The 20,708-nt window shown below is 66.3% G+C and carries 15 protein-coding genes and 1 pseudogene; 7 read left to right on the top strand and 9 right to left on the bottom strand.

Annotated features, from left to right (window positions below; translation table 11 throughout):
* Nucleotides 1-12 precede the first annotated feature (12 nt).
* The 3 genes from scpB to PQR02_RS13560 all read right to left on the bottom strand — a co-directional run bounded on the left by scpB (nt 13) and on the right by PQR02_RS13560 (nt 3,916).
* Nucleotides 13-1,026, bottom strand: a complete 1,014-nt coding sequence (gene scpB / locus PQR02_RS13570) for an SMC-Scp complex subunit ScpB (protein WP_408231094.1) — start codon at nt 1,024-1,026, stop codon at nt 13-15.
* 359 nt (nt 1,027-1,385) lie between these two features.
* Nucleotides 1,386-2,612 carry a pyridoxal phosphate-dependent aminotransferase gene (locus PQR02_RS13565; RefSeq protein ID WP_408231091.1) on the bottom strand — a complete coding sequence of 409 codons (1,227 nt, stop codon included), beginning with the start codon at nt 2,610-2,612 and terminating at the stop codon, nt 1,386-1,388.
* 401 nt (nt 2,613-3,013) lie between these two features.
* Nucleotides 3,014-3,916, bottom strand: a complete 903-nt coding sequence (locus tag PQR02_RS13560; protein ID WP_408231089.1) for a LysR family transcriptional regulator — start codon at nt 3,914-3,916, stop codon at nt 3,014-3,016.
* Nucleotides 3,917-4,323: 407 nt separating this feature from the next.
* Between PQR02_RS13560 and PQR02_RS13555 the strand changes: the two are divergent.
* Nucleotides 4,324-4,719 (top strand): annotated as a pseudogene (locus PQR02_RS13555) (transposase); the annotation flags it as partial.
* A 297-nt stretch (nt 4,720-5,016) separates the two neighbouring features.
* A complete protein-coding gene (locus tag PQR02_RS13550) occupies nt 5,017-5,271 on the top strand; it encodes a hypothetical protein (protein WP_408231085.1) in 255 nt (84 codons plus the stop codon).
* Between the two features lie 360 nt (nt 5,272-5,631).
* Here PQR02_RS13550 and PQR02_RS13545 read toward each other — a convergent pair whose 3' ends face one another.
* Entirely contained in the window at nt 5,632-5,955 is a 324-nt protein-coding gene (locus PQR02_RS13545; RefSeq protein ID WP_408231082.1) for a hypothetical protein, read from the bottom strand.
* 262 nt (nt 5,956-6,217) lie between these two features.
* On the opposite strand from PQR02_RS13545, the gene PQR02_RS13540 reads away from it, so the two are divergent.
* The 3 genes from PQR02_RS13540 (at nt 6,218) to PQR02_RS13530 (ending at nt 7,938) form a co-directional block, all read left to right on the top strand.
* Complete coding sequence (locus PQR02_RS13540; protein WP_408231079.1) at nt 6,218-6,934, top strand: YdcF family protein; 717 nt, start codon at nt 6,218-6,220, stop codon at nt 6,932-6,934.
* A 197-nt stretch (nt 6,935-7,131) separates the two neighbouring features.
* On the top strand, nt 7,132-7,368 hold the full coding sequence (locus tag PQR02_RS13535; protein WP_408231076.1) for a hypothetical protein: 237 nt from the start codon (nt 7,132-7,134) through the stop codon (nt 7,366-7,368).
* 312 nt (nt 7,369-7,680) lie between these two features.
* Entirely contained in the window at nt 7,681-7,938 is a 258-nt protein-coding gene (locus PQR02_RS13530; protein ID WP_007182306.1) for a hypothetical protein, read from the top strand.
* Between the two features lie 91 nt (nt 7,939-8,029).
* On the opposite strand, the gene PQR02_RS13525 is transcribed toward PQR02_RS13530, so the two are convergent.
* Nucleotides 8,030-8,320: a putative quinol monooxygenase gene (locus PQR02_RS13525; RefSeq protein WP_408231073.1), complete on the bottom strand. Its 291-nt coding sequence runs from the start codon at nt 8,318-8,320 to the stop codon at nt 8,030-8,032.
* Nucleotides 8,321-8,868: 548 nt separating this feature from the next.
* Here PQR02_RS13525 and PQR02_RS13520 point away from each other — a divergent pair.
* Nucleotides 8,869-10,161, top strand: a complete 1,293-nt coding sequence (locus tag PQR02_RS13520; protein ID WP_408231202.1) for an EAL domain-containing protein — start codon at nt 8,869-8,871, stop codon at nt 10,159-10,161.
* Nucleotides 10,162-10,170: 9 nt separating this feature from the next.
* Here PQR02_RS13520 and arfB read toward each other — a convergent pair whose 3' ends face one another.
* The gene (gene arfB / locus PQR02_RS13515) at nt 10,171-10,575 is read right to left on the bottom strand and encodes an alternative ribosome rescue aminoacyl-tRNA hydrolase ArfB (RefSeq protein WP_408231070.1); all 405 of its coding nucleotides are present in this window, start codon (nt 10,573-10,575) and stop codon (nt 10,171-10,173) included.
* A 166-nt stretch (nt 10,576-10,741) separates the two neighbouring features.
* Between arfB and PQR02_RS13510 the strand changes: the two genes are divergently transcribed.
* Complete coding sequence (locus tag PQR02_RS13510; protein ID WP_408231067.1) at nt 10,742-11,383, top strand: VC0807 family protein; 642 nt, start codon at nt 10,742-10,744, stop codon at nt 11,381-11,383.
* Between the two features lie 32 nt (nt 11,384-11,415).
* On the opposite strand, the gene PQR02_RS13505 is transcribed toward PQR02_RS13510, so the two are convergent.
* The 3 genes from PQR02_RS13505 to recC are packed head-to-tail and all read right to left on the bottom strand — an operon-like array spanning nt 11,416 to nt 20,647.
* Nucleotides 11,416-13,566 (bottom strand): AAA family ATPase, encoded by a 2,151-nt coding sequence (locus tag PQR02_RS13505; protein WP_408231064.1) that lies wholly within the window; start codon nt 13,564-13,566, stop codon nt 11,416-11,418.
* Complete coding sequence (gene recB, locus PQR02_RS13500; RefSeq protein ID WP_408231061.1) at nt 13,563-17,261, bottom strand: exodeoxyribonuclease V subunit beta; 3,699 nt, start codon at nt 17,259-17,261, stop codon at nt 13,563-13,565. Before recB ends, PQR02_RS13505 begins: the two co-directional genes overlap by 4 nt.
* On the bottom strand, nt 17,258-20,647 hold the full coding sequence (recC, locus tag PQR02_RS13495) for an exodeoxyribonuclease V subunit gamma (RefSeq protein WP_408231058.1): 3,390 nt from the start codon (nt 20,645-20,647) through the stop codon (nt 17,258-17,260). Before recC ends, recB begins: the two co-directional genes overlap by 4 nt.
* Nucleotides 20,648-20,708 lie beyond the last annotated feature (61 nt).

The raw sequence follows: 20,708 nt of genomic DNA, 5'->3' as shown, positions 1-20,708 counted from the left end.
AGTTCGGTTACGTCAGGCGCTGCGCGACTCGGGTTCGTCGTCGGTCAGCACGCCTGCGTCCTGCGCGGCATCGCGACGATCTTCGGGATCGCCGGGCGCCGCCGTGGTCGGGTTCGGCTCGGCGGCGCGCTCCGTATTGCGGAGTGCGCCCGAGTCGTGCGCGGTTATTGCCGGATCGGCCTGGGAGACCGGATCGTGGTTCTGCGCGGACTCGGCGATGCCGGCCCGCGATGCTGCATGTGCCGTTTCGGCATGTTCTTGCGCGGCAGGCGCGTCGAGCGCGTCTGGTTGGGGCACCGGCGCCGGAATGGCTTCGGCGGCGTTGCTGGCTGATTCGGCTTCGCGCAACCCGGCCCCAGTTGCGTCTGTGACCAGCACTTCGGCTGGCGGCTGCACCGATTCGTGCTCGCCGGCCTCGCCTTCGCCCACCGCCGACTCCTGTACTATCTCGCCCGCCTCGCTATCGGCAAACTCGATCGCATGCTGGCCGAGCAGATCCACATTCAGCTGCGCCGACGGATCGGCGAGCGGCGGCAATTCGTCGAGCGCGGTCAGCCCCAGATCGTCGAGGAATTGCCGCGTGGTCGCGTACAACGCCGGACGGCCCGGCACGTCACGATGACCGATCACTTCGATCCAGCCGCGATCTTCGAGCTGCTTGACGACCTGCGTATTCACCGTGACGCCGCGAATCTCTTCGATATCGCCACGCGTCACCGGTTGCCGGTAGGCAATGATCGCGAGCGTTTCGAGCACCGCGCGCGAATATTTCGGCGGCTTCTCAGGATGCAAACGATCCAGATACGAGCGCATCGCGGGCTTGCTTTGAAACCGCCAGCCCGACGCCAACCCGACCAGCTCCACACCGCGCCCAGACCAGTCCTGCTTGAGGTCTTCGAGCAAAGTCCGAACGGTGTCTGCCGACACGCCGTCGGCAAAGAGCTTGCGCAGCTCGCCGAGCTTTAACGGCTCTTGCGCGCAGATCAAGGCAGTCTCGAGGACGATCTTCGCCTCTTGGGTATTCATGCAGCTAGGTCAGACCCTGTGGTCAAAGAACCGGATCAAACAGACGATATGGAACTGAAGACGCGCTCGCCCGATTCTGATCGGTCATATTGATGGGAGCACGCACCGGGGGGAGGCGAAACAGACTATCGAGCCAAACCCAGCCGGACGGAGCAGCGATATTCCTGAAAAGGAATCGCGTGACTGAGCGCCATATTACGCAAAAACAATCAGTGCGTAAAGGCGAAATCCCCAGCGCATTTTCTGGCCGCGCCCCAGCCGGCGAACCTGAGCGGAAAAACGGAGAAAACCCGGCGACAATTCCGCCTGCTTATTAGGCTTTTTCAGTCGCCAGACCGGCTATTTCTCCACCCGACTCATTAAACGGCACCGTGCCGCGCCAGGAACCGCTGAAGACGCTCGACGCCTGCGTCGAGCCGCGCCGTGTCGCATGCGTAGCACCAGCGCACGAAACCCTCGCCCTGCGGACCGAAGGCACTGCCGGGCGCCACACCCAGCCCCACTTCGCGCACCAGGGCCTTGCACAGCTCCAGGCTACGCGACGCACCCGGCATCGAGAAGAACAGGTACATCGCGCCGGGTGGCGCCTTGACGTCGACACCCGGCACGGCCGAAAGCGCGCGCACCAGATGGTCGCGCGACACCTTCAGATCGTGCACCAGTTCCCGGGTAAAGCGCTCGCCCTGCTCGACGGCCGCAATGCCCGCCTGCTGGACAAACGACGGCGCGCACGAGGTGTTGTACTCGACCAGCTTGGCCAGATCGTCCATCAATTCGGACGGCGCGACGATCCAGCCCAGTCGCCAGCCGGTCATCAGCCACGCCTTCGAGAACGAGTTCACGCAGATCACGCGCTCGTCGCGCGCGGCGAGATCGAGGAACGACGGTGCGGTGCGGGCCTGTGCGCCGCTCGCCGTGGACGTGGCTGAGGCCCCATAGTAGAGACGCTCGTAGACTTCATCGGCGACGATCCAGATGCCGTGGCGCCGGCAATGCGCGAGCACGGTGCGTTGGTCGTCACGGCTCATCACCCAGCCGGTCGGATTGTTCGGCGAGTTGATCAGGAGCATTTTCGTGTCAGGCGTCAGCGCCGCCAGCAACTGCTCGACGTCGAGCTGCCAGCCGCGCTCGCCATAGCCCAGCGCGACCGTCTCGACATGCGCACCAAGAATCTTCGGAATCTCGACCAGATTCGGCCAGAGCGGGGTCACCGCGACGACACGATCGCCGGCGCCCACGACCAGTTGCGCGGCAAGCATCAACGCGTTGACGCCGGCGCTCGTGACCGCGACGTGCTCCTGTGAGGTCGCGCCGTGCAGTTCGCCGACGTAGTTCGCGAGCGCCGCGCGCAACGGTGCGATGCCTAGGTTATGCGTGTAGAACGTCGCGCCGGCGGCCAGCGCGGAGCTGGCGGCGTCGCAGATGAAGGCTGGCGTGACCCGGTCGGACTCGCCGAACCAGAACGGCAGCACGTTGTCGACGCCGAAACCGGCGTTGGCGACTTCACGAATTTGCGAAGGACGCAGCGCGCGCACAGCGTCGCGCGCATTCGGGATGGATGGCACAGACAGATCCAGTTCGCTCATCAAGGCTTCCGCACGGAGAAAAATAAGGGCTGATGCTCAAGAAAGGTAATAGTTTAGCGCGGCGCCCGTCGTAGAAGCAGCGAAGTCCGCAGCCGGCAGCCGGCCGGGTCAGGGCAAACGGACGGTTGCGGCAAAGTGTGCTGCCCGCCGGGCGGTAACCCTCGGCCCCGCGCGTACGACCGCGTGAATCGCGACGCGGCTGGCAGACCCAGAGCCCACCGGGTCGCGGGCGACGGCATGCGGTCGCGCCGCCGCACCGGGGCGCCTCGCGCGGCACGCGTTTTCGCGCCACCATCGAAGCACCAGCCGATGCAGGGAGCGCCAAACCACGTTAGCACGCTTGCGCCCGCCTCGAGGCGCCGGGAGAGGACTTGGAGCCTCAGCTACCCGCGTCGCGGAATCTAGCTCAGATCCTCCGCCCGCGCCGGCAATTGACGGATCAAGCCCCACACCGCCTCAGCTGCGGGCGACAGCGAGCGGTCGCGCCGCCTCACCAGTTCGACGGTGCGCTCGGCTCGCGGCACGAGCGGTCGCGCCACCATCGAAGCCCCAGCCGGGAGCGGCAAGGCCAGCCACGGCAGCACGCTCACGCCGACGCCCGCCTCGACCAGCCCAAAAACGGTCGCAGAATGCCCAAGCTCCTGCACCACCGTGGCGCTCACGCCGTATTCCTGCAGTGCAGCGTCGATGATGGGCCGGCTGCCCGACGCGTAGTCGAGCAACACGAGCTGCTGGCCCTCGAGGTCAGTCCACGCCACCTGTTCCTGCGCCGCGAGGGGGTGGTCGTCGCGCGAGACGAAGCAGAACGAGTCAGTCATGAGCGCTTCGCCAAGCAGGTCGTCGGCGGAAAACGGGCCGATGACCACGCCGAAATCGACCTCGCCGGACTTGACCTTGCGCACCACGTCGCTCTGCACGTCGTCGCGCAGGCCCAGTGCAATGTACGGAAACTGCCGTCCGCATGCCGCCACGACGCGCGGCATCAGCCGGCAGGCGACCGTCGGACTTGCGGCCACTACCACGCGTCCGCGCCGCTGTTCGCCGATTTCGCGGATTTCGCGCAGCGCGTCGTCGAGATCCGACAACAGACGCGACACGCTCGACACCAGGTTGCCGCCCACATCGGTGAGTTGTACGTCGCGCGTCGTGCGGTCGATCAGCTTGAGGCCGATTTCGCCCTCGAGTTCGCGCACACAGCGGCTCACCGCCGATTGCGTCAGGCCGATTTCATCGCCGGCGCGGCTGAAGCTTTGCAGGCGCGCGACCTCGATGAAAACCCTGAGTTGACGCAGCGTCACATTCATTTATCAGGCTCATCAATAGCGTCATTTGATGCGCATTGTAAGGCCAAAAAGCGACACGCCCTCTCAGGATGATTTTCGCTGCAATGCAGCAATACGGCGCAAACGCACGTTGGTCGGGCCTCGGTGCACAAGATTGGTGATTGTCCTGATTTGCGAGATGGGTTTTTTAGATTCTTATACGCCCCTAGCTAGCGCCCGCGCTGGCCCGCCGTCACAGGGCTTCGAGGCAGTCGGAATCAACTTGGCACACTTCCTGCATTTACCTGCACACAGGATCGGCGCCATGACTTCTGCCTCAAAAGCAGACCGTGGCAAGCCCGACCCCCTTGGCACTCGCCTATCGAGTGCATGGAGAGTGCGCGGCGCGGGGCAGCGCACCGGAGTTAGCTTCGCTGAGGTGAAACATGATGCTGTTCGACGATTTGAGAGACAACGAGTGGGCGCTGGTCGAGGCGTTGTTCTGTGCTGAACCGGCACGGAGCGAACGGCGCGGTCGGCCGCGCGTGGAAGCGCGCGCGGTTGTCAACGCCGTGCTTTGGGTGCTGTCGACCGGCGAAGGCTGGTCGAAACTGCCGGGCCGCTATCCGTCACCGCCGACTTGCCGCCGTCGCTTCGACGAATGGCAAGCCGATGGTACGCTCGCCGAAATAGTTAAACGACTCGGCACGAGCGGCCGCGAAATTTCACTGCGCGGCCGGATTGGCGCGTCGGCTGCCAAACCGCCGGCACCTCCGAGCCGTGACCGCCTGCGCGGCGCGTTCTGGACCAATCCAGAGTCGTGGCGCGCGCCGGTCAAGATGGCCTGACGCCAGAACCTGTTTCACCTCCGGGCGCCTGCGGGCGCCCGGCGTGCATCTGGCCGTCCGACGCATGTCGGCATCCGCGGGCCTTGTCATGGGCACCGCCATCGGGCGCGCTCAATCCCGTCGTCCCTCCCGTGCGCCCGGCTATACGCGGCGTCAGACTCCTCGAAGAACAACGCGCCGGCGGGGCGATGAAACATCCATTTACTATTACTTACAGCGTGCTTTCGCGCCCCGGCATACCTTTATACGTATGCAAACAGGCCTTGAGTCAGATGGGCTTGACGGGAGCTTCGCATGAAACCAATGTCACTGCTTCTGTGCGGCATTGTGATTTCATCAATGGCCGCACCGGCGCTTGCACAACAGCGCCCACAGGCTTGGAACTGGCGGCCGGATCGTGCGGCGGCGCTCCAAGCCTGGCAGCAAAGCGAAACGCACAACCGCGATTTCACGCCTCCGGCGCCGCGCGGCGACTTGCGCGGCGATATTGCCAGTAATGTACGGGCGCGGCCTGATACGCCTCGGGAAGATGGGGCGCGCCATCGTTGATGCGATTGAGTGCGGGAGGTGTGGTTGCCTGACGCGGGTGGCGGCAGCTTGGTCGACCGTCACGCGTCGGCTACTGCCAGATTTGGCGCACCATGAGCGTTATTGGCAGGGCCTTGAATCACACCTAGGCACTATCGCTTGAATAATCAGGGAACCACGCGGCGCCGGGACCAGTCTGATTCAACGCCATTAGCACAGCGTGGCAGTAGTAATTCCGGTACGCCCGTATCCTCGCGATACGGGCTTTTTTTTGCGCGAACCTGCGCACGGCCGTCAAACGGCAGTCCTTTTTTGAACGGAGAGCGAAAACCACTGCCTGCCGCCGAACATCAGGGGGACCCGCGTCACCCGCCCGCGGACTTAAGACCGGACTTCGAGGGCGGCGGTGGAGCGGGATTCGACTGGGGCGACGACGTAATCGTTCATCCGCTGTGCAGTCCAGCTGAGTAGACGTTCGTCATGTGCGAGCCGCGCAAACTCGGCTTTGCCCCGCTCGGTGAGCACGGCGATGTCGACAGGGGCATGAAAGCCCGGTGCCGGAGCGACGGTGCGCTGCCGTACGGTGTCCATCAGGCCCAGTGCGCGAAGATATTGGAAAACGCCCGGCCTTCTGGCCCAAGGGACCTGACGATATTGCGCCCGCCGCAGCGCTTCAAGTACCGCTTCGTTGGAATACGTGGTCATCTCACTTCTTTCTTAAAGTGCAGCTATGACACATCTATGCCCAACACGTCACCGCGCCACCAGTGACGCGCATGGCACCCGCCCTTGGCTGGAACTGACCGTACTTCATAAGGCCCATTCCGCCAGGTGCTGCCTGGTCTAGTTTCGGAACCCCCGTCGAACGGCATGATAGCGTTCTGTCCAAGAGCCGGCGATGCAACCGCTGCGGCGCGATAGCAGGCCCGTAGATTTGTCCCGAAAGACATACGTTACCCCATTTAAATTGATTCTATTCACTTTATTAGCGCTTTTTTTTGCAGCAATCGTGCGATGGAAGCGCGCCCGCCGCCCCCTTGTCCTGTTCACGCTCGTCCTGTTCTGGCTGCTCGCCGCGGGTTGGCTGACCGGGCCGTTGCTGGATCTCGTGCAGCCGCGCGAGCCGGGTCCCGCGTCCGCCATATTTGCACCGCGCACCGCGATCATCCTGCTGGGCGGCGGCACCGTTTATGACGGCGACATGCTCGTGCCGCCACGCGACGTCCTCACCCGCATCAAGGTGAGCGCGGACAACTATGCCGCCTGCAAACAAACGGCGGCCACCTGCCAGGTGATCGTGAGCGGCGGCAATCCGCAGCGGCATGAGGCGACCGAGGCCGACACCTATCTGCCCTACCTGTTGCGCCAGCGCGTGCCGCGTACGGACATCGTGCTGGAAACCAGCAGCCGCACGACGTACGAAAACGCGCGCAACGTCTCGGCCATCCTGGCGCAATCGCGCTACGACACGTTGATACTGGTCACGTCCGCGTACCAGATGCGGCGCGCGTTGCTCGACTTTCGTTGTTTCGGCGTTGCGCCGCAGCCGCTCATTTCGAGCGCGCGGCACGCACGTCTCGGTGTACTCCCGCGCTATGACAATCTGGTGGCCGCCGAGATCGCACTCCATGAACTCGTTGGAATCGCGCAATTTCATGTGTATCGCGCAATCGGATGGTTCTGAAAATTCAGACAAGCGAATGCTTTGATGCGTATGGAATTGCCCGTGTCGCGACCGAGCACGACTCGGAAACCAGGAGTTGTAACAAATCGTTAAGGCAGTTACAAACCGTCTGCTGGAGCGGAGATTGCTGGCTAGAATGCATTGTCTTTCCACTGGACAGGCAATACTCGGGTCCACAACCAACTGCGGAGGTAACGATGAAAAAAGTATCCGTGGCAATCCTGGTTTCCCTCACCGCCATCACGGGCGCGGCTTACGCGCAGGACAACGGCATCACGATGAGCATCGATCCGGCGAAGGCCGCCGATGTCGAACAGCGGGCGCAGGATTTGCAGAACCGTCAGCAAGCCATGCAAAGCGCGCCAGCGATGCCCGAGAAACATCACAAAACGGCTCCGCATCACCACAAGAAGGCCGACGCTTCGGGTTCGTAAGCACAGCCTGGGGCCGCGCACCGCGCCCTCGCCGCAAAGGCGCACAGCCGAAGCCAGCACTGCCGGCTTCGGCTTTTTTGCTGTCTAATGGACTCTTGGGGACTTCCGGGAGCACTCGCAAAAGTCCCGCGAACCTTCGCCGCAACGCGCGGCGGAGCGCCGGCACCAGCCCCCCGAAGCGCGGTGTGAACGCCTGCTCCGACGGACCATGCCAGGCATTCGGCGCCTGGCGGTCGGTGTGCTACAGTCGCGCACCAACCGGCACCCGGCCGGCATCCCCTAACCCGTGCGCACCTCGGTGCGGAGGACAGCATGAGCAATATCCAGCTAGATATCGAGTGGACCGAAGCAGCATCTCGCAAAATTGAAAAACTGATGCCGCGCGGCGGTCAGGAAGCGTTCCTCGCGCTGCCGCCCGTCGAGTGCCTGCCGATGGAAGGCGATGTGCTGTTTCTCGGCCCGGACGGCAAGCAGCAACCGTTTATCGTCGCGGAACGCCAGTACCACCATGACGGCGATGCCGACTGGACCATCATCCTGATCCTCGACGTCCCGCAAGCCACCCACTAAAGAGAACTGCGATTGAAACGCCAGCCGACTCCGGCCATGCGCATCAATCGCCTTATGCGGCTCGCCTGACTCTGAGTCTGAGTCTGAATGCTCAGGCGATCTTCGACACGACGCGAATTTCCGCGCGTTCGACCCAATCCGCCACTGCCGTCCTGTAAGCCGCGATGTGCGCGGATTTCGCGTGCGCCGCGAGCGCCTCCTGACTCTCCCACCGCTCGACGAACACAAACCGGCGCGGCTCCTGCACGTCGCGATGCAGGTCGTACTGAAGCGCGCCTGGCTCCTTGCGCGTCGGCCCGACAATACCTTCGAGCGCCTGACGCAGCTGCTCCTCATAGCCCGGCTTCGCCACCGAGATTGCCACCACCGCGATTTCCGACATGCTTGCTCTCCCTTTCACGAAAAGCAGCAGCATACCTGCCGCCCAGCCAACCTGCTGGCGAGCACCGAATGTGCGCCTGGCAACACATGGAGAAACATGGCGAAACGTGCGCAGCGTTAAGCACCGTCCGCGCCTGGAGTTTGGCGGGCGGCCACTTGCCGCCCTGCTACGCTCGCCTTCATGCAAGCAGCTGATTGCGATTGAGAATCGGTCTCACACGAGGCAAGCGCGTGCCAACCTCTGGCGCAAGTTCGCGCGACACCGTTGCCAGACAGGCTCTCTGCGACCGGTTTGCCTACCGAGTTCGCCGGTCCAAAGTCTGTGATTACCCGCACATTCATGGGAATTGCAAACTGCTAGACTGATCTTGACTTCTGACCAATTCCGCCGGAGTCCAGCATGGCTGGCATCGATCTCCGCGTTCCTGGGCTTAACCGGATTCGCCCTGCCTACGCGGGGGCAGTGCATCCATTGCGCGCCGCATTGATTTGCGCGCCCCATCATCCGTTAGCCGCGAAGTCTCCATGTCTATTCTCGTGCCCGCTTCTATGCCATCCGTCAGCGAATTGACCCTGAGCGGCCTGCTTCCGCATCTGGGACGCGGCGAGTCCGGCTGGACCGCGACCTGGCGCGCGCTGACTTTGCATAGCGTGTTCCAGCCGGTGGTGTCGGTCACGCATCAATGTGTGGTCGGCTACGAGGGGCTGCTGCGCGCGTTCGATCCGGTCGGGCTGCCGGTGTCGCCCGAAGTGCTCTTTTCCGGCACCCGCTCGGCCGCCGATGCGCGCGAACTCGACCGCATCGCCCGCTGCCTGCATGTGGCGAATTTCATGGAGCAAGGCATCACCACCGGCTGGCTGTTCCTGAACACGCGTCCGCAGGTGTTCGAGACCGGCTGGCCGCAACGCGCTTTCATCGATGAACTGTCCGCGCATTTCGGATTGCCGCAGGAGCGCATCGTGATCGAGGTGCTGGAGCAGCCCGCCGACGACGAGTCCGCCGTCGCCAGCATGCTCACCGCGTCGCAGCCGCGCGACTTCCTGATCGCGATCGACGACTTCGGCACCGGCTTTTCGAATTTCGACCGGGTGTGGCGGTTCCGCCCCGACATCGTCAAGCTCGACCGCTCGCTGGTGGCGCGCGCGGGCAAGCGCGAGGGCGACGATTCGATGATCAGCCACCTGATCGCGATGCTCCATCAGTCCGGCACGCTGGTGCTGGCCGAAGGCGTCGAGACCGATGAGGAACTGATGATCCTGATGCAGGCCGACGTCGATTTCGTGCAGGGTTTCTGGCTCGGCCAGCCGAAGAGTTCAGTGCAGGCGGCATGCGCGAAGGTGCCGGCGCTGATCGAGTCGATCTGGACCAAATTCGCCGACTACGAACGCGCGCACGCCGGCCACCAGCGGCTCGGCTTCGAAGGATTCGCCGAGGCGGTGCTGAGCGCCGTCGAGACCTTCAAGGCAACCGGCGATCTGCGCCAGGCCGCGCAAAAAATGTGGCATCTGCGCGAAGCACGGCGGGTGTTCATCACCGACGGCATGGGGGAACAGACCCAGCCATCGGTCACGGCCGCGTCGTTGCCGCCGCCCCCGCTGCGGCTCGCGCCGCTCTACTGCGAGTCGCGCAGCAACTGGTCGCGGCGCGCCTATTTCAAGCATGCACTCGCCGCCCCGGGACGCGTCGCGATGATGGGGCCGCATTATTCGCTCGCGGATGGTCAGGACTGCTACACCGCGGCCATCGCGTTCGAACGTGACGGCACGCACGTGCTGTGCGTCGATTTCGTGCCGAGCGCAGCGAACCCGGATGCGCGTCCCACCGGCCGCGGCAAGCGCTAGCGCCAATCGCTAGTCGCCCACCCGGCCACGGCCGGTTTTGATCTCGCTGCGTTTGGCCTTGCTCTCCAGACGGCGCCGGTTCGACGCACGCGTCGGCCGGGTCGCGACGCGCGGCTTGCGCGTCACGCTGACGCTTTCGATCAGTTCGTCGAGCCGCGCCAGCGCTGCCGCGCGGTTCATCTCCTGGGTCCGATGCTCCTGCGCCTTGATGATCACGACGCCGTCGCGCGTGACCCGGTGATCGGACAGCGCGAGCAGGCGCATCTTCAGCACTTCCGGCAGCGACGAGGCGTGCACGTCGAAACGCAGATGAATCGCGCTCGAAACCTTGTTGACGTTCTGGCCGCCGGCTCCCTGCGCGCGCACGGCGGTCAATTCGATTTCGTTCGGCGGGATCGGATAACGGGATGTCATGAGGCTGGCTCGGGCTAGGAGACGTAAGTGTACAAGCGCTATGGACGGCACTTGCCACCCGCTACGTATCATCGGTGATCGGGTGCGCCGGCCGATGGCAGAAACTACTTGCATTGCCAAGGCGGCCTCGTCAATACTGCGCTATTCGCTTACAGCGTAAATTCATATGAAGCTTCGTCCTGGATTCGTCGCCGAACTGGCCGTCAATTTTCTGCTGCCATGGCTCGCTTACCGGCTCGCGTTGCCGCGTCTCGGCGAGACCGGCGCGCTGATCGCTTCCGCCGTGCCGCCGATCGTCTGGAGCCTCATCGAACTGGCGCGCTTTCGCCGCGTCGACGCGCTCAGCGTGATGGTGGTCGCGGGCATCGTACTGTCCATCGCGGCAATGGCGCTCGGCGGCAGTCCACGGATGCTGCTGTTGCGCGAGTCGCTGGTGTCCGGCGCGATCGGCGTGGTGTTTCTGCTGTCGCTGCCGATGCGCCGGCCGCTCATCTTCTATCTCGCGCGCGCCACCGTCGCCCGCGAAATGGAAGGCGGCGCCGCGCATTTCGAAGCGCTGTGGCGTGAGCGGCCGCGCCTTGCCTCGTCGATGCGGCTGATGACGCTGGTATGGGGCGCCGGCCTGACCTGCGAAACCGCGCTGCGCGCGTGGATGGCGCTCACGTGGCCGATCGAGCGCTTCCTGGTGGTGTCGCCGTTCATCGGCTATGGCATCTACGTCGGGCTGGCGCTGTGGACGCTGTGGTATCGGAAAACGATGCGCAATCGCGTCGACGCGCGCGTGCAGGCGGATGGGATCGTGAGTTGAATACAGGCACCACGCTCGCCACCATCACGCCACTACCCAGCGCGCCTCCACGCTTCCGCGATCCGCGCGGCTAGCCCCGAATCACGCTGAGTCGGCGTCGCGATCGCCTGCGCCAGCACACTGCGCGCGCCGATCACCTCCACCCGCTCGCGCGCCCGCGTGATCGCCGTGTACACGAGTTCGCGCGACAAGACCCTGCTGAACGCCGACGGCAGCATCAGCACCGCGTGCTCGAATTCCGAGCCTTGCGACTTGTGAACCGTCAAGGCGAAAGCGGTGTCGTGAGGCGGCAGCGCTGCGGGCGACACCGCCCGCAGACCGCCGTCGCCGGTCCGGAAATACACGCGCAACGCACCGCTCGCACCGGGCAGCGCGATACCGATGTCGCCGTTGAAAAGACCCAGCGCGTAATCGTTACGCGACACCATCACCGGACGCCCCGCGAACCATTGCGCGCCGACCGCCAGCGTCACACCGGCGGCGCGCCGCACCTGGGCGGCCATCGTTGCATTCACCTGATCGACGCCACGCGGGCCGGAACGGGTCGCGCACAAGATGCGGAAGCGGTTCAATGCGTCGAACAGCGGTAACGGGTCCGGCGTGTCGGCTGCGAGCGCCGCAAGGAGCGCGTCGGCATAAGGCGCGAAGCCTTCGGCAAGCCGCGTGACGGTGCGCTCGGCCAGCGTCGCGTGCGCATCTTCGTACAGTGCCGCCGGGCACGCTTCGGCAGGATCGGCCTGGAGGACGCCGAGCGCCGCGCTCGCCGAGCCGGCGCGGATTGCGAGCGACAAACGGCCGATCGGCGACTCGAGACCGAACCGGTAGTTGCGCTCGAGCCAGACGACGCGGTCGGCAAGCGGGCCCTCAGCATCGCTTGCCGACGCCGCTGAGCGAGCCCGCGACGAAGATGATCGCGCCGCGTTCGTCTCATCGAGCGGCTCGGTGCCCCCGAACAGGTCGCCCGCGGGTGGTCGATCGAACTCGTCCGGCTGCGCGGCATGCGGGAATAGATCATCGGGTGGGGTATCGAAATCGTCCGGCGCTTCGATCGGCGCGAAAAAATCCGCCGACTTTTCGTCGAAGTCGGGCGACTCGCGCGGCAAGGCCCGCGCGAGCCGTGCCTCTTCGATGCCGAGCGCCCGCGCGATCCGCTGCACGCCGCCCGGCGTGAAGGCGGGCCGCGCGCTGAGTTCGGCGAATACCGCGCCCGCTTCGACGGCGGCGAGCTGGTCCTTGTCGCCGAGCATCACGAGACGCGTCTGGGGTGCGATCGCATCGAGCAGATGCGCGGCCATCGCGACGTCGATCATCGACGCCTCGTCGATCACGACCACATCGTACGGAAGCGGATTGTCGCGATGATGACGGAAACGCCCTCCCGGCCCGGAGCCGAGCAGACGATGCAAGGTGTACGAAGTCTGCGGCAAACGCGCGGCGAGTTCGGGCGGCAAAGCGCTGGCGCGCGCGAGCAGCGCTTCCTGCATTCGTTGCGCGGCTTTGCCGGTGGGTGCCGCGAGGGCGATCCGCAAATCGGCGCGGGCATCGAGCAGGCAGGCAAGCACGCCGACCACGGTGGTGGTTTTGCCGGTGCCTGGTCCACCGCTGACGATCGTCAGGCGCCCCGACAGCGCCATGACTGCCGCGACACGTTGCCAGTCGACCTCGTCGTCTTTCGGCGGGCCGAAATAGTGCAGCACGCGCGTACGGAGTGTTTGGGCGTCAGCGTCGAGATCGGCCCGCTCCGATGTATCGCGCTCACGAGCATGCGCGACCAGCGCGCGAGCCAGACGCCGCTCGTGGTCGTAGTACCGCGCCAGATACAACCGGCCCTGGCCGTCGATCACCAGCGGCCGCAACGCCGCAGCACTCGGAGACCCATCGCTGGCCATGCCGCTCGCCAGCAACGCCGCGCGCACCTCGGCGCTCGCTGCCTCGAAGCGTCGCGCGAGCACGGCAAGGGGCACGCACACATGGCCCTCGGCCGTCGCGCGACTCGCGGCAAACGCGCCTCGCGCCGCCCACTTCGCCGCTTCGGCCGATGCCCCGCTGCGCCGCGCGAGCGTACCGATGCGGCGCGCGAAACCTTCGGCGAGCGCGAGACTGAAGTCGGCTGGCGCGGGCAGATTCACGCCGATGTCGTCGAGTTCGGGCGGCGCCGAGAGGCTCTGTTCGAACGTGCTCATGCGACGCCTCCGATCATCGCCGCGTCGAGCAGCGCCACGAGTTCGAACGCGGGCCGCCGCATATGCACGCCGGCCGGGCCATCGGCATCGCGCCAATGAGGACGCACGCCACGCACGAACAGATACAGATAGCCACCGATATGCGTGTCGTACGCGTAATCGCGCACCCGCGTTTTCAGGTAGCGATGCAGCGCGACCGTATAAAGCAGCGCCTGCAGGTGATACGCGTGGCTCGCCATGGCTGCTTCGAGCGGCGCCGCGGCATAGTCGGCGGCGTTCTCGCCCAGATGGTTCGACTTCCAGTCGACGATCCAGAAGCGTCCCTCGTGCTCGACGATCATGTCGATAAATCCTTTGATGAAGCCGCGCAACACGCCGGGCTCAAGCGCGACGTCGGAATAGCCGTGTTCGATCAGCAGTTCGCGCAACGCGGGGAAATCGAGCGACGGCGCAGCAAACAGAAACTCGAGTTCGTTCAGGCGCCGACGCGGATCGAGCCGCGCCAGCGCCATGCCGGGCACGAGTTCGGTGCCCACCACATCGGCGATCAGGTTGTGCATCATCGCGGGCAGACGCGCGGCGAGTTCGGGCGCGGCCGGCGCCGGCCGCTCGTGCAGCGCGCCACGGATCGCATCGGACCATGTGCGCGGATCGGTGAAATCCGCAAGCTCGAACATGCGGTGCAAACAGTCGCCCGCAGCCGCGCCGCGCGGGAACGCGAGGATGTCGTCCTCCACATGCGACGGTGTTGGCGGCGCGGGCGCGGCCACGGACGCGGACCCAAGCGCATCGGCGATCTCATCGTGATCGGGCCGCACGTCCTCCACCGGCGTGCGCGCCTCCCCGTTTTTGCCGCCGGCCGCGATCAGGCCGCTGAAGCTCGCCATGCGCCACTGATCGCGCAACGGCCTGCGATTGACTCGCGCCTGCATCTGCGCGCCGTGGTCCTGAAGGTTGTCCAACGGCGTGCGGCGCCCCACTTGCGGCAGCGCCTGCAGCGTGAGCGGGCCGCCCGCGAGCGCCTGCCAGCGCGCGGACAACTCAGCCTCGTCGGGCGGCTCGGCGAGCCACTCGTCGAAGCTGTGACCGCCGCCGCCCACCAGCCAGTTCAGCACGCTGCGGCGCGATTCTTTGGTCGAGCGCGACGACAGATAGGTGCCCGCGACCAGATAGCAGCGATACACCGCGCGAGTCAGCGCCACATAGACGAGCCGCGCGCGCTCCGCAGCCTGCTCGCGCACTGCGTAACGCGACGCGCGCTCGGCCTCTTCGTCGTCGCAACCGTAATGGAGCACCGCCTCGCCGGTTTCGTCGTGGTACTCCCGCGCGTCGGGCAAGCCGGATGACGGCGGCTCGCGCAAGCCGCCGTCGTTCAGAAACGGACAGAACACCACCGCGTACTCGAGCCCCTTCGACTTGTGCACGGTGACGATCTGCACGAGGTTGCGGTCCGATTCGAGCCGCAACTGCGCGTCCTCCCCGCCGCCCTGCGCGCGTTGCGCGGCGAGCCAGCGCAAGGTCGGCGCGATGCCCGGCTGCGTCGCGGCACGCGCCTGCACCAGTTCGGCGAGATGGTTCACGTTGGTCAAACGGCGCTCGCCGTCCGGTCCGGCGACGAGCCGTTGCGCGACCCGCAGCTCGCGCATCAGCGTGCGCCACATCACCGCGAAGCCGCGCTCGTGCCACAACGTGCGATAGCGCGAAAAACGCTCGACCCAGCCCATCGCGTCGGCCGCGTGCGCGGGGTCGTCGGCGCACGGAGGCGCGTCGGCGGCCTGCTCCAGACGCCACAGCGCGGCGGCGTCGAGACCGAGCCAGTCGGTTGCCAGCGCCGCGCGCAGACGGCGCAGATCGCCGGGGGTATCGACGGCGGCCAGAACGCGCTCGATCTGCTCGGCGTCGAGCGTCGCGAACACCGATGCCTGCGCCAGCTCCACGCTGCCGACGCCCCACGCCGCCAGCACGCGTTTGATCAGACTGCCCTGCTTGTGCGTTTGCACCAGCACCGCAATGTTGCCCGGCGCGAGCGGCACGTCGCCGATCGTCACCGTGCCTGCGCGCGCCCCACGCAATAGACGCACGATCTCGGCCGCACACGCTTCGCTCGCTTCGCGCTGCGCGTCGCGCTTGGGCAACGCGGCGTCGCCTTGCGGCAGGGTCCAGACGCGGAAATCGCCCGCATCCGCGCCGGGATCGGCGAACGGCGGCCGGCGCCGCTCGCCGGCGCGCACCGGCTGATAGTCGAGCCCTTCGAGCACGAATGCATCGGGATTGGCTTTGAACAGCCGGTTGCAAGCCTCGACGATCGGCGCGGTCGAGCGCTGATTGACCGCCAGCGTGTAGCGCGCGGACGCCGCCGCGCGCGCCGCCAGATAGGTGTGCAGATCCGCCGCGCGAAAACTGTATATCGCCTGCTTCGGATCGCCGACCAGAAACAGCGGCCCAGCCGGCGCGAAGATCCGGCTGAAGATCGCGAACTGCAGTGGATCGGTATCCTGAAACTCGTCGATCAGCGCGGCCGGATAGCGCGTGCGCAAAGCCTCGGCAAGCCAAGGGTGAGCGGCGAGCGCGCGATACAGATTCGACAGCAGGTCGTCGAACGAGACTACCCGGCGCGTGCGCTTGCGCGCGGCGAGTTCGGCGGGCGCGTAGTCGAGCCACGTCTGCACGAGTTCGAGCCAGCGCGCGCGCTGCGCGGCTTCGGACGCGACCACGGCGGCCGCGAGCGCCTCGGCATGCTCGAAGAACGAATGTTCCGGCGGTTCGAACTTGACCTTGGTGGCCTTCTTCAATGCCGACACCGTCAGCCTCAGCGCGGCCTTCGGCGGCGGCGCATACCAGTCGCCCTGCGCGAAGTAGTCGGTCCACGCGGCGATCGCGGCGCTCACGTGTTCGTGCTTGTGCGTGGTCTTGCTCAGCCGCTCCTGCGCCTGCGCGAGCAGATCGACGATCGCATCGCGCTGCGCGTGCCACAGCGCGCACGCGGCATCGAAGTCCAGGCGCGGATCGGCGCTGCCGCCGTTCGCATCGAGCACGCCCCAGCGCAACCGCGCCAACGGCTTTTTCAGACGCCGCGCGAGTTGCTCGTCGAGTGAAGCGGGGCCCGCGCGTTTGGCCACCAGCCACGCGGCGAACGCGGGATGCGCATGGGCCACGGGCTCCACCTGCTCGCGCCAGAAATCGGCGGCCATTTCGAAGCGCAGCGCGGCGTCGTCGGCTTCCATCTCGAACGCGAACGGCATCGCGGCGGCGAACGGTGCTTCCTGCAACGCGCGCTGACAGAACGCGTGAATCGTGTGGATCGCGGCCTGATCGAACGTGCGCAGCGCGCGGCGCACCACCTTCAGCGCGTCCTCGCGCTCGATGCCGCGCTGCGGCGCGAGCGTCGTTTCAAAGAGACGCTGGATGAACGGATCGCCGCCGTCGTCGTCTATCTCGATCGCGCGATGCAGTTCCGCGAGGCGCCCGCGAATGCGTTCGTGCAATTCCGCGGTCGCCGCCTTCGTGAACGTGACGACCAGGATCTGATCCGCGTTCAGGTTCTTTTCGAGCAGCAGCCGCACGTACAGCGCGCAGATGTTCCAGGTCTTGCCGGTCCCCGCCGACGCCTCGATCTGATTGACGCCGTCGAGCGAACACGCAAAGACGTCGAGTTCGTCCGCGACCAGCGCGGCACTGCGCACGGCGCCGCTCATGACGCCCTCCGCAGGTGCTGGACGAGCGGCTTGAACACGATCGACGCGAGACTGCCGAACGGTTCGTCGAGCGTGAGCGGCGTGCCGCGCAGTGCGATGCGCAACGCGGGGTCGTCGGATTCACTGCGCACGCGATCGTTGATCCAGACACTCTGCGCCGCCGAATCGCTTTCGCTGACGCGCGTCCACGCGCTCTTCGGAAAGAAGCGCAGCGGCAGCCTGCGGCCGGCCTTGAACAGCGCGGCGAGCGCAGCGAGTTCGTCGAGCGGAGCGGCAACCGGCGAGAGCTCGAAGCTCTCGCCGCTGCCGTGCCACACGGTGCGTCGCGGCCCGTCCGGCCGCGCGGCGCAATAGACCAGATGCGCGAGCCAGGCCGACAGGTAGTCGCGCGCGGTCGCTTTGGCGTAACGAAAAATCACTTGTCCGGTTCCGGTCAGCAAATTCAATGTGCCGTGCAATTGCAGCGGCGTTTCGGCGGCCTCGCGCAGCGCCGCGTCGTGCGGACCGAACAGCGCGCCGGCGATATCCGCGCTGTCGGGCCAGCGCGGCGCGATGTCGAGCACGAACGGCAAACGCTCGACGCCCGAGGCCACTTCGCGGCGCACGCTCGCGGCGAGCTGGCGCATTGCGCCGAGTTCGCGCGCACGCCATACCGCGCCGGTGGCGCCGCCCGGCAACTCGGGACTCGCGGCCGCAACGCGGCGCACGCGCTCGAACAGCACGCCGTCATCTTCTTCGGCGCCGGTGTCGAGCAACACGGGCAGCAGACGATCGGCCAATGCATCGCGCCCCGCGTAGTCCAGTTCGAACGGCTCGGTGTCGAGCAATTCGCCTTGCGCATCCGACAGCACGATGCCGAGGCGATCGCGCAGCAGCGCCCGTGCCGGATGACGCCAGAAGCGCACGAATTCGTCGAACGCGACGGGCGACGCGTGTTCCGCCGGCAACGGCTGATCGAAGAACGGTGCGGCGGCGGGATGCTGCGGGGCGGCGAGCAGCGTCGCCAGTTCCGCGCGATCGGCGTCGTAGCTGAACAATTCGCGCTGCGCGGAGAAGTAGTCGGACGCGAACGCCTGCAACGGATGCTCGACGATGAACGCATGACGCGCATGCTCCACCTCGGCGGGACTCGCGTGCTCGCCCGCCGACACCTGCGCGAGGTAGTCGAGCAGTTCGTCGACCAGCGCGGCCGGCGGCAGCGGCGCGTTATCGCGAATGCTGCGGCCCGTGTACGCGATGAAGAGCCGGTCGCGCGCGGCCAGCAGCAGGTCGAGGAACAGATTGCGCTCGTCGTCGCGCCGCTGGCGGTCGCCGGCCTTGCCGAACGCGGCCATCAGGTCGAATTCATCGGCGCGCGCGAGACTCGGCAACACGCCGTCGTCCATGCCGAGCAGGCACACGATCCGATACGGCAAACCGCGCAAGCTGGTGAGCGACGAAAACGTCACACTGCCCCATGGCACGCCGCCGCGCGCCGGGTCGTCGAGCGCTTCGGTGAGCGCGCCGCGCACGACCGCGGCGGGCAGCATGACGTTCTCGGCGCCGGCATGCATCGCATCGCTCATCTTGTCGACCGCGTCGCGCACGGCGGCCAGCGTTTCGGCAAACTCGACGCCGCCGTCGAAGCACTGCGCCAGCGTGTCGAGCAGCAGACGCGACCATTCGGCCGGCGTCTGTTCGACCGCGCAGCGCGCCGCGAAGGTGTCGATGTCGTCGACGAAGCGGGACAGGCGGCCGAGCAATTCGGCGTCCGAGCCGCCCGCGCCTTCGACCGGCAACCAAGCATCGACCGGTTCGCCGCCCTCGGGCATCGCATAGCCAAGGTACAGCCGCGTGAGCGCATCCGCGAACGTGTGACGGGCCACCGGCACATGTTCGCCCGTGGGTTCGAGCGGCGCGAGTCCGCGCCGTGCGCCGGCTGCCGCAAGCCATTCCTGCGCGGCTTCGAGCGAGTTCGCGTCGATGCCGTAACGCACGGCGATCGCGTCGACCCGCAGCCACTCGATCAGGTCCGGGGCGCCCACGCTGCGCTCGGGCAACGCAAGCCAGTCGAGCAGCAGACGCGCGACCGGATTGGCCTGCGACGGCGGCAAGCCGGTGATCCGATAGGGAATGCGGCGCGTGTCGCCGGCGAGCGTGGTGCCGAACACCGCGTCGATCAGCGGACCGGCCGCCGCGAGATCGGAGACGGCGACCAGCACGTCGGAAGGCTGCAGATCGTCGAACTCGTCGAACCAGCCAAGCAGGCGGTCGTGCAGCACTTCGAGCTGCCGCGACAGGCTATGGCATACGTGAACCTCGATGCCTCGCTCGACCGGCAGTTCATCGGCATCCGCACCCTCGCGCAAATCGAGGATGCCGTTCTGCACGGCGGCCAGCCAGCTCGGTTCAGGGTTTTCGGTGAAATCGCCGGTCTCTCTGGACGCGGCGCTCTCCGTCAGTTCATGCAGCATGTGCAGCTGCGCCTGAGTCTGACGGCCCCATTCGGCGAGCAACGGATGGCCCACTTCCTGATAGTCGAGTTGCCCGGCGGCGTCGAGCGCCTGCACGCGCCCCTCGCTGACGACGTCGAACCAGAACTCGCGGCACGGGTTCATCACGTACAGACGCACGTCGACCCAGCGCGACAGCGCACGCAGCAACGCGACGTGCAGGGGCGGCATGGTCGGCAGTGCGAATACGCTGACCCCTTCGGGCCACTGCGCTTGCGAAATCGCCTCGAGGTCGAGCGTGCCGATTTCGTCCAGAAAGCGATAGGCCGGCGGCAACGCGGCAGCGGACGTTTGCGCATTTCCCGCGACGTCCGCCACTTCGGCGAGCACCGCGCGCCACAGCGCCGCCTGCCAGCGTTCGTCCTCGCGCGCCGCCTCGCTCGCGCCAACCAGACGCGGGCCGGTGTCGTGCGCCGCGCCGCTCGCGAAGATCGAACCGCCCTTCTGCCATTGCAGCAGCCATTCCGGGCGATACGTCAGATAGTGGTCGAGCACGGTCGCCACGCGGCGCGCCAGTTCGTAGCGCATCGAGGCGTCCGCGGCGTCGAGATAGGTGCGCAGACGCGGCGATGCATTCCATGGCAGCGCGTCGTCCGCCTCCCCCAGCAGCCGGTAGCAACGCCACACGAGGCGGTCCGGCGCAAACGGCGAATGCCTCGGCACCTCGATCACGCGACCGATCTGTGCCCACAGCCATTGCGCGAGATAGCCGAAATCGACGTTCGCGCAAATGCCCTGGCGCGCGGCGATATCGAGTTCGAGCCGCCGCCGCACCGCCGCGCTGGGGACGATTACGGGCTGCGCGGTCCACGGATCGGAGGGCGCCTGCGCCAGGTCGTCGAGCAATGCGCCGACCAGCGTTTCGTAACGGTTCGAATAGAAGAGCTGGAGCATGGATTCCGGATGAGGCGCGCGGTGCGAACGCAACGTGCGTGCCGCGTCAGACAGTGAAGCG

Source organism: Paraburkholderia sediminicola, assembly GCF_046026895.1.
GTDB lineage: Bacteria > Pseudomonadota > Gammaproteobacteria > Burkholderiales > Burkholderiaceae > Paraburkholderia > Paraburkholderia sediminicola_C.
Note: the sequence above shows the minus strand (reverse complement) of the source record. Positions and strands in the feature narration are given on the sequence as shown.

What these genes read in the sequence shown, in the direction of transcription:
- scpB (WP_408231094.1), bottom strand. Translation starts at nt 1,026, where the DNA reads ATGAATACCCAAGAGGCGAAGATCGTCCTCGAGACTGCCTTGATCTGC.
- PQR02_RS13565 (WP_408231091.1), bottom strand. Translation starts at nt 2,612, where the DNA reads ATGAGCGAACTGGATCTGTCTGTGCCATCCATCCCGAATGCGCGCGAC.
- PQR02_RS13560 (WP_408231089.1), bottom strand. Translation starts at nt 3,916, where the DNA reads ATGAATGTGACGCTGCGTCAACTCAGGGTTTTCATCGAGGTCGCGCGC.
- PQR02_RS13550 (WP_408231085.1), top strand. Translation starts at nt 5,017, where the DNA reads ATGAAACCAATGTCACTGCTTCTGTGCGGCATTGTGATTTCATCAATG.
- PQR02_RS13545 (WP_408231082.1), bottom strand. Translation starts at nt 5,955, where the DNA reads ATGACCACGTATTCCAACGAAGCGGTACTTGAAGCGCTGCGGCGGGCG.
- PQR02_RS13535 (WP_408231076.1), top strand. Translation starts at nt 7,132, where the DNA reads ATGAAAAAAGTATCCGTGGCAATCCTGGTTTCCCTCACCGCCATCACG.
- PQR02_RS13530 (WP_007182306.1), top strand. Translation starts at nt 7,681, where the DNA reads ATGAGCAATATCCAGCTAGATATCGAGTGGACCGAAGCAGCATCTCGC.
- PQR02_RS13525 (WP_408231073.1), bottom strand. Translation starts at nt 8,320, where the DNA reads ATGTCGGAAATCGCGGTGGTGGCAATCTCGGTGGCGAAGCCGGGCTAT.
- PQR02_RS13520 (WP_408231202.1), top strand. Translation starts at nt 8,869, where the DNA reads ATGCCATCCGTCAGCGAATTGACCCTGAGCGGCCTGCTTCCGCATCTG.
- arfB (WP_408231070.1), bottom strand. Translation starts at nt 10,575, where the DNA reads ATGACATCCCGTTATCCGATCCCGCCGAACGAAATCGAATTGACCGCC.
- PQR02_RS13510 (WP_408231067.1), top strand. Translation starts at nt 10,742, where the DNA reads ATGAAGCTTCGTCCTGGATTCGTCGCCGAACTGGCCGTCAATTTTCTG.
- PQR02_RS13505 (WP_408231064.1), bottom strand. Translation starts at nt 13,566, where the DNA reads ATGAGCACGTTCGAACAGAGCCTCTCGGCGCCGCCCGAACTCGACGAC.
- recB (WP_408231061.1), bottom strand. Translation starts at nt 17,261, where the DNA reads ATGAGCGGCGCCGTGCGCAGTGCCGCGCTGGTCGCGGACGAACTCGAC.
- recC (WP_408231058.1), bottom strand. Translation starts at nt 20,647, where the DNA reads ATGCTCCAGCTCTTCTATTCGAACCGTTACGAAACGCTGGTCGGCGCA.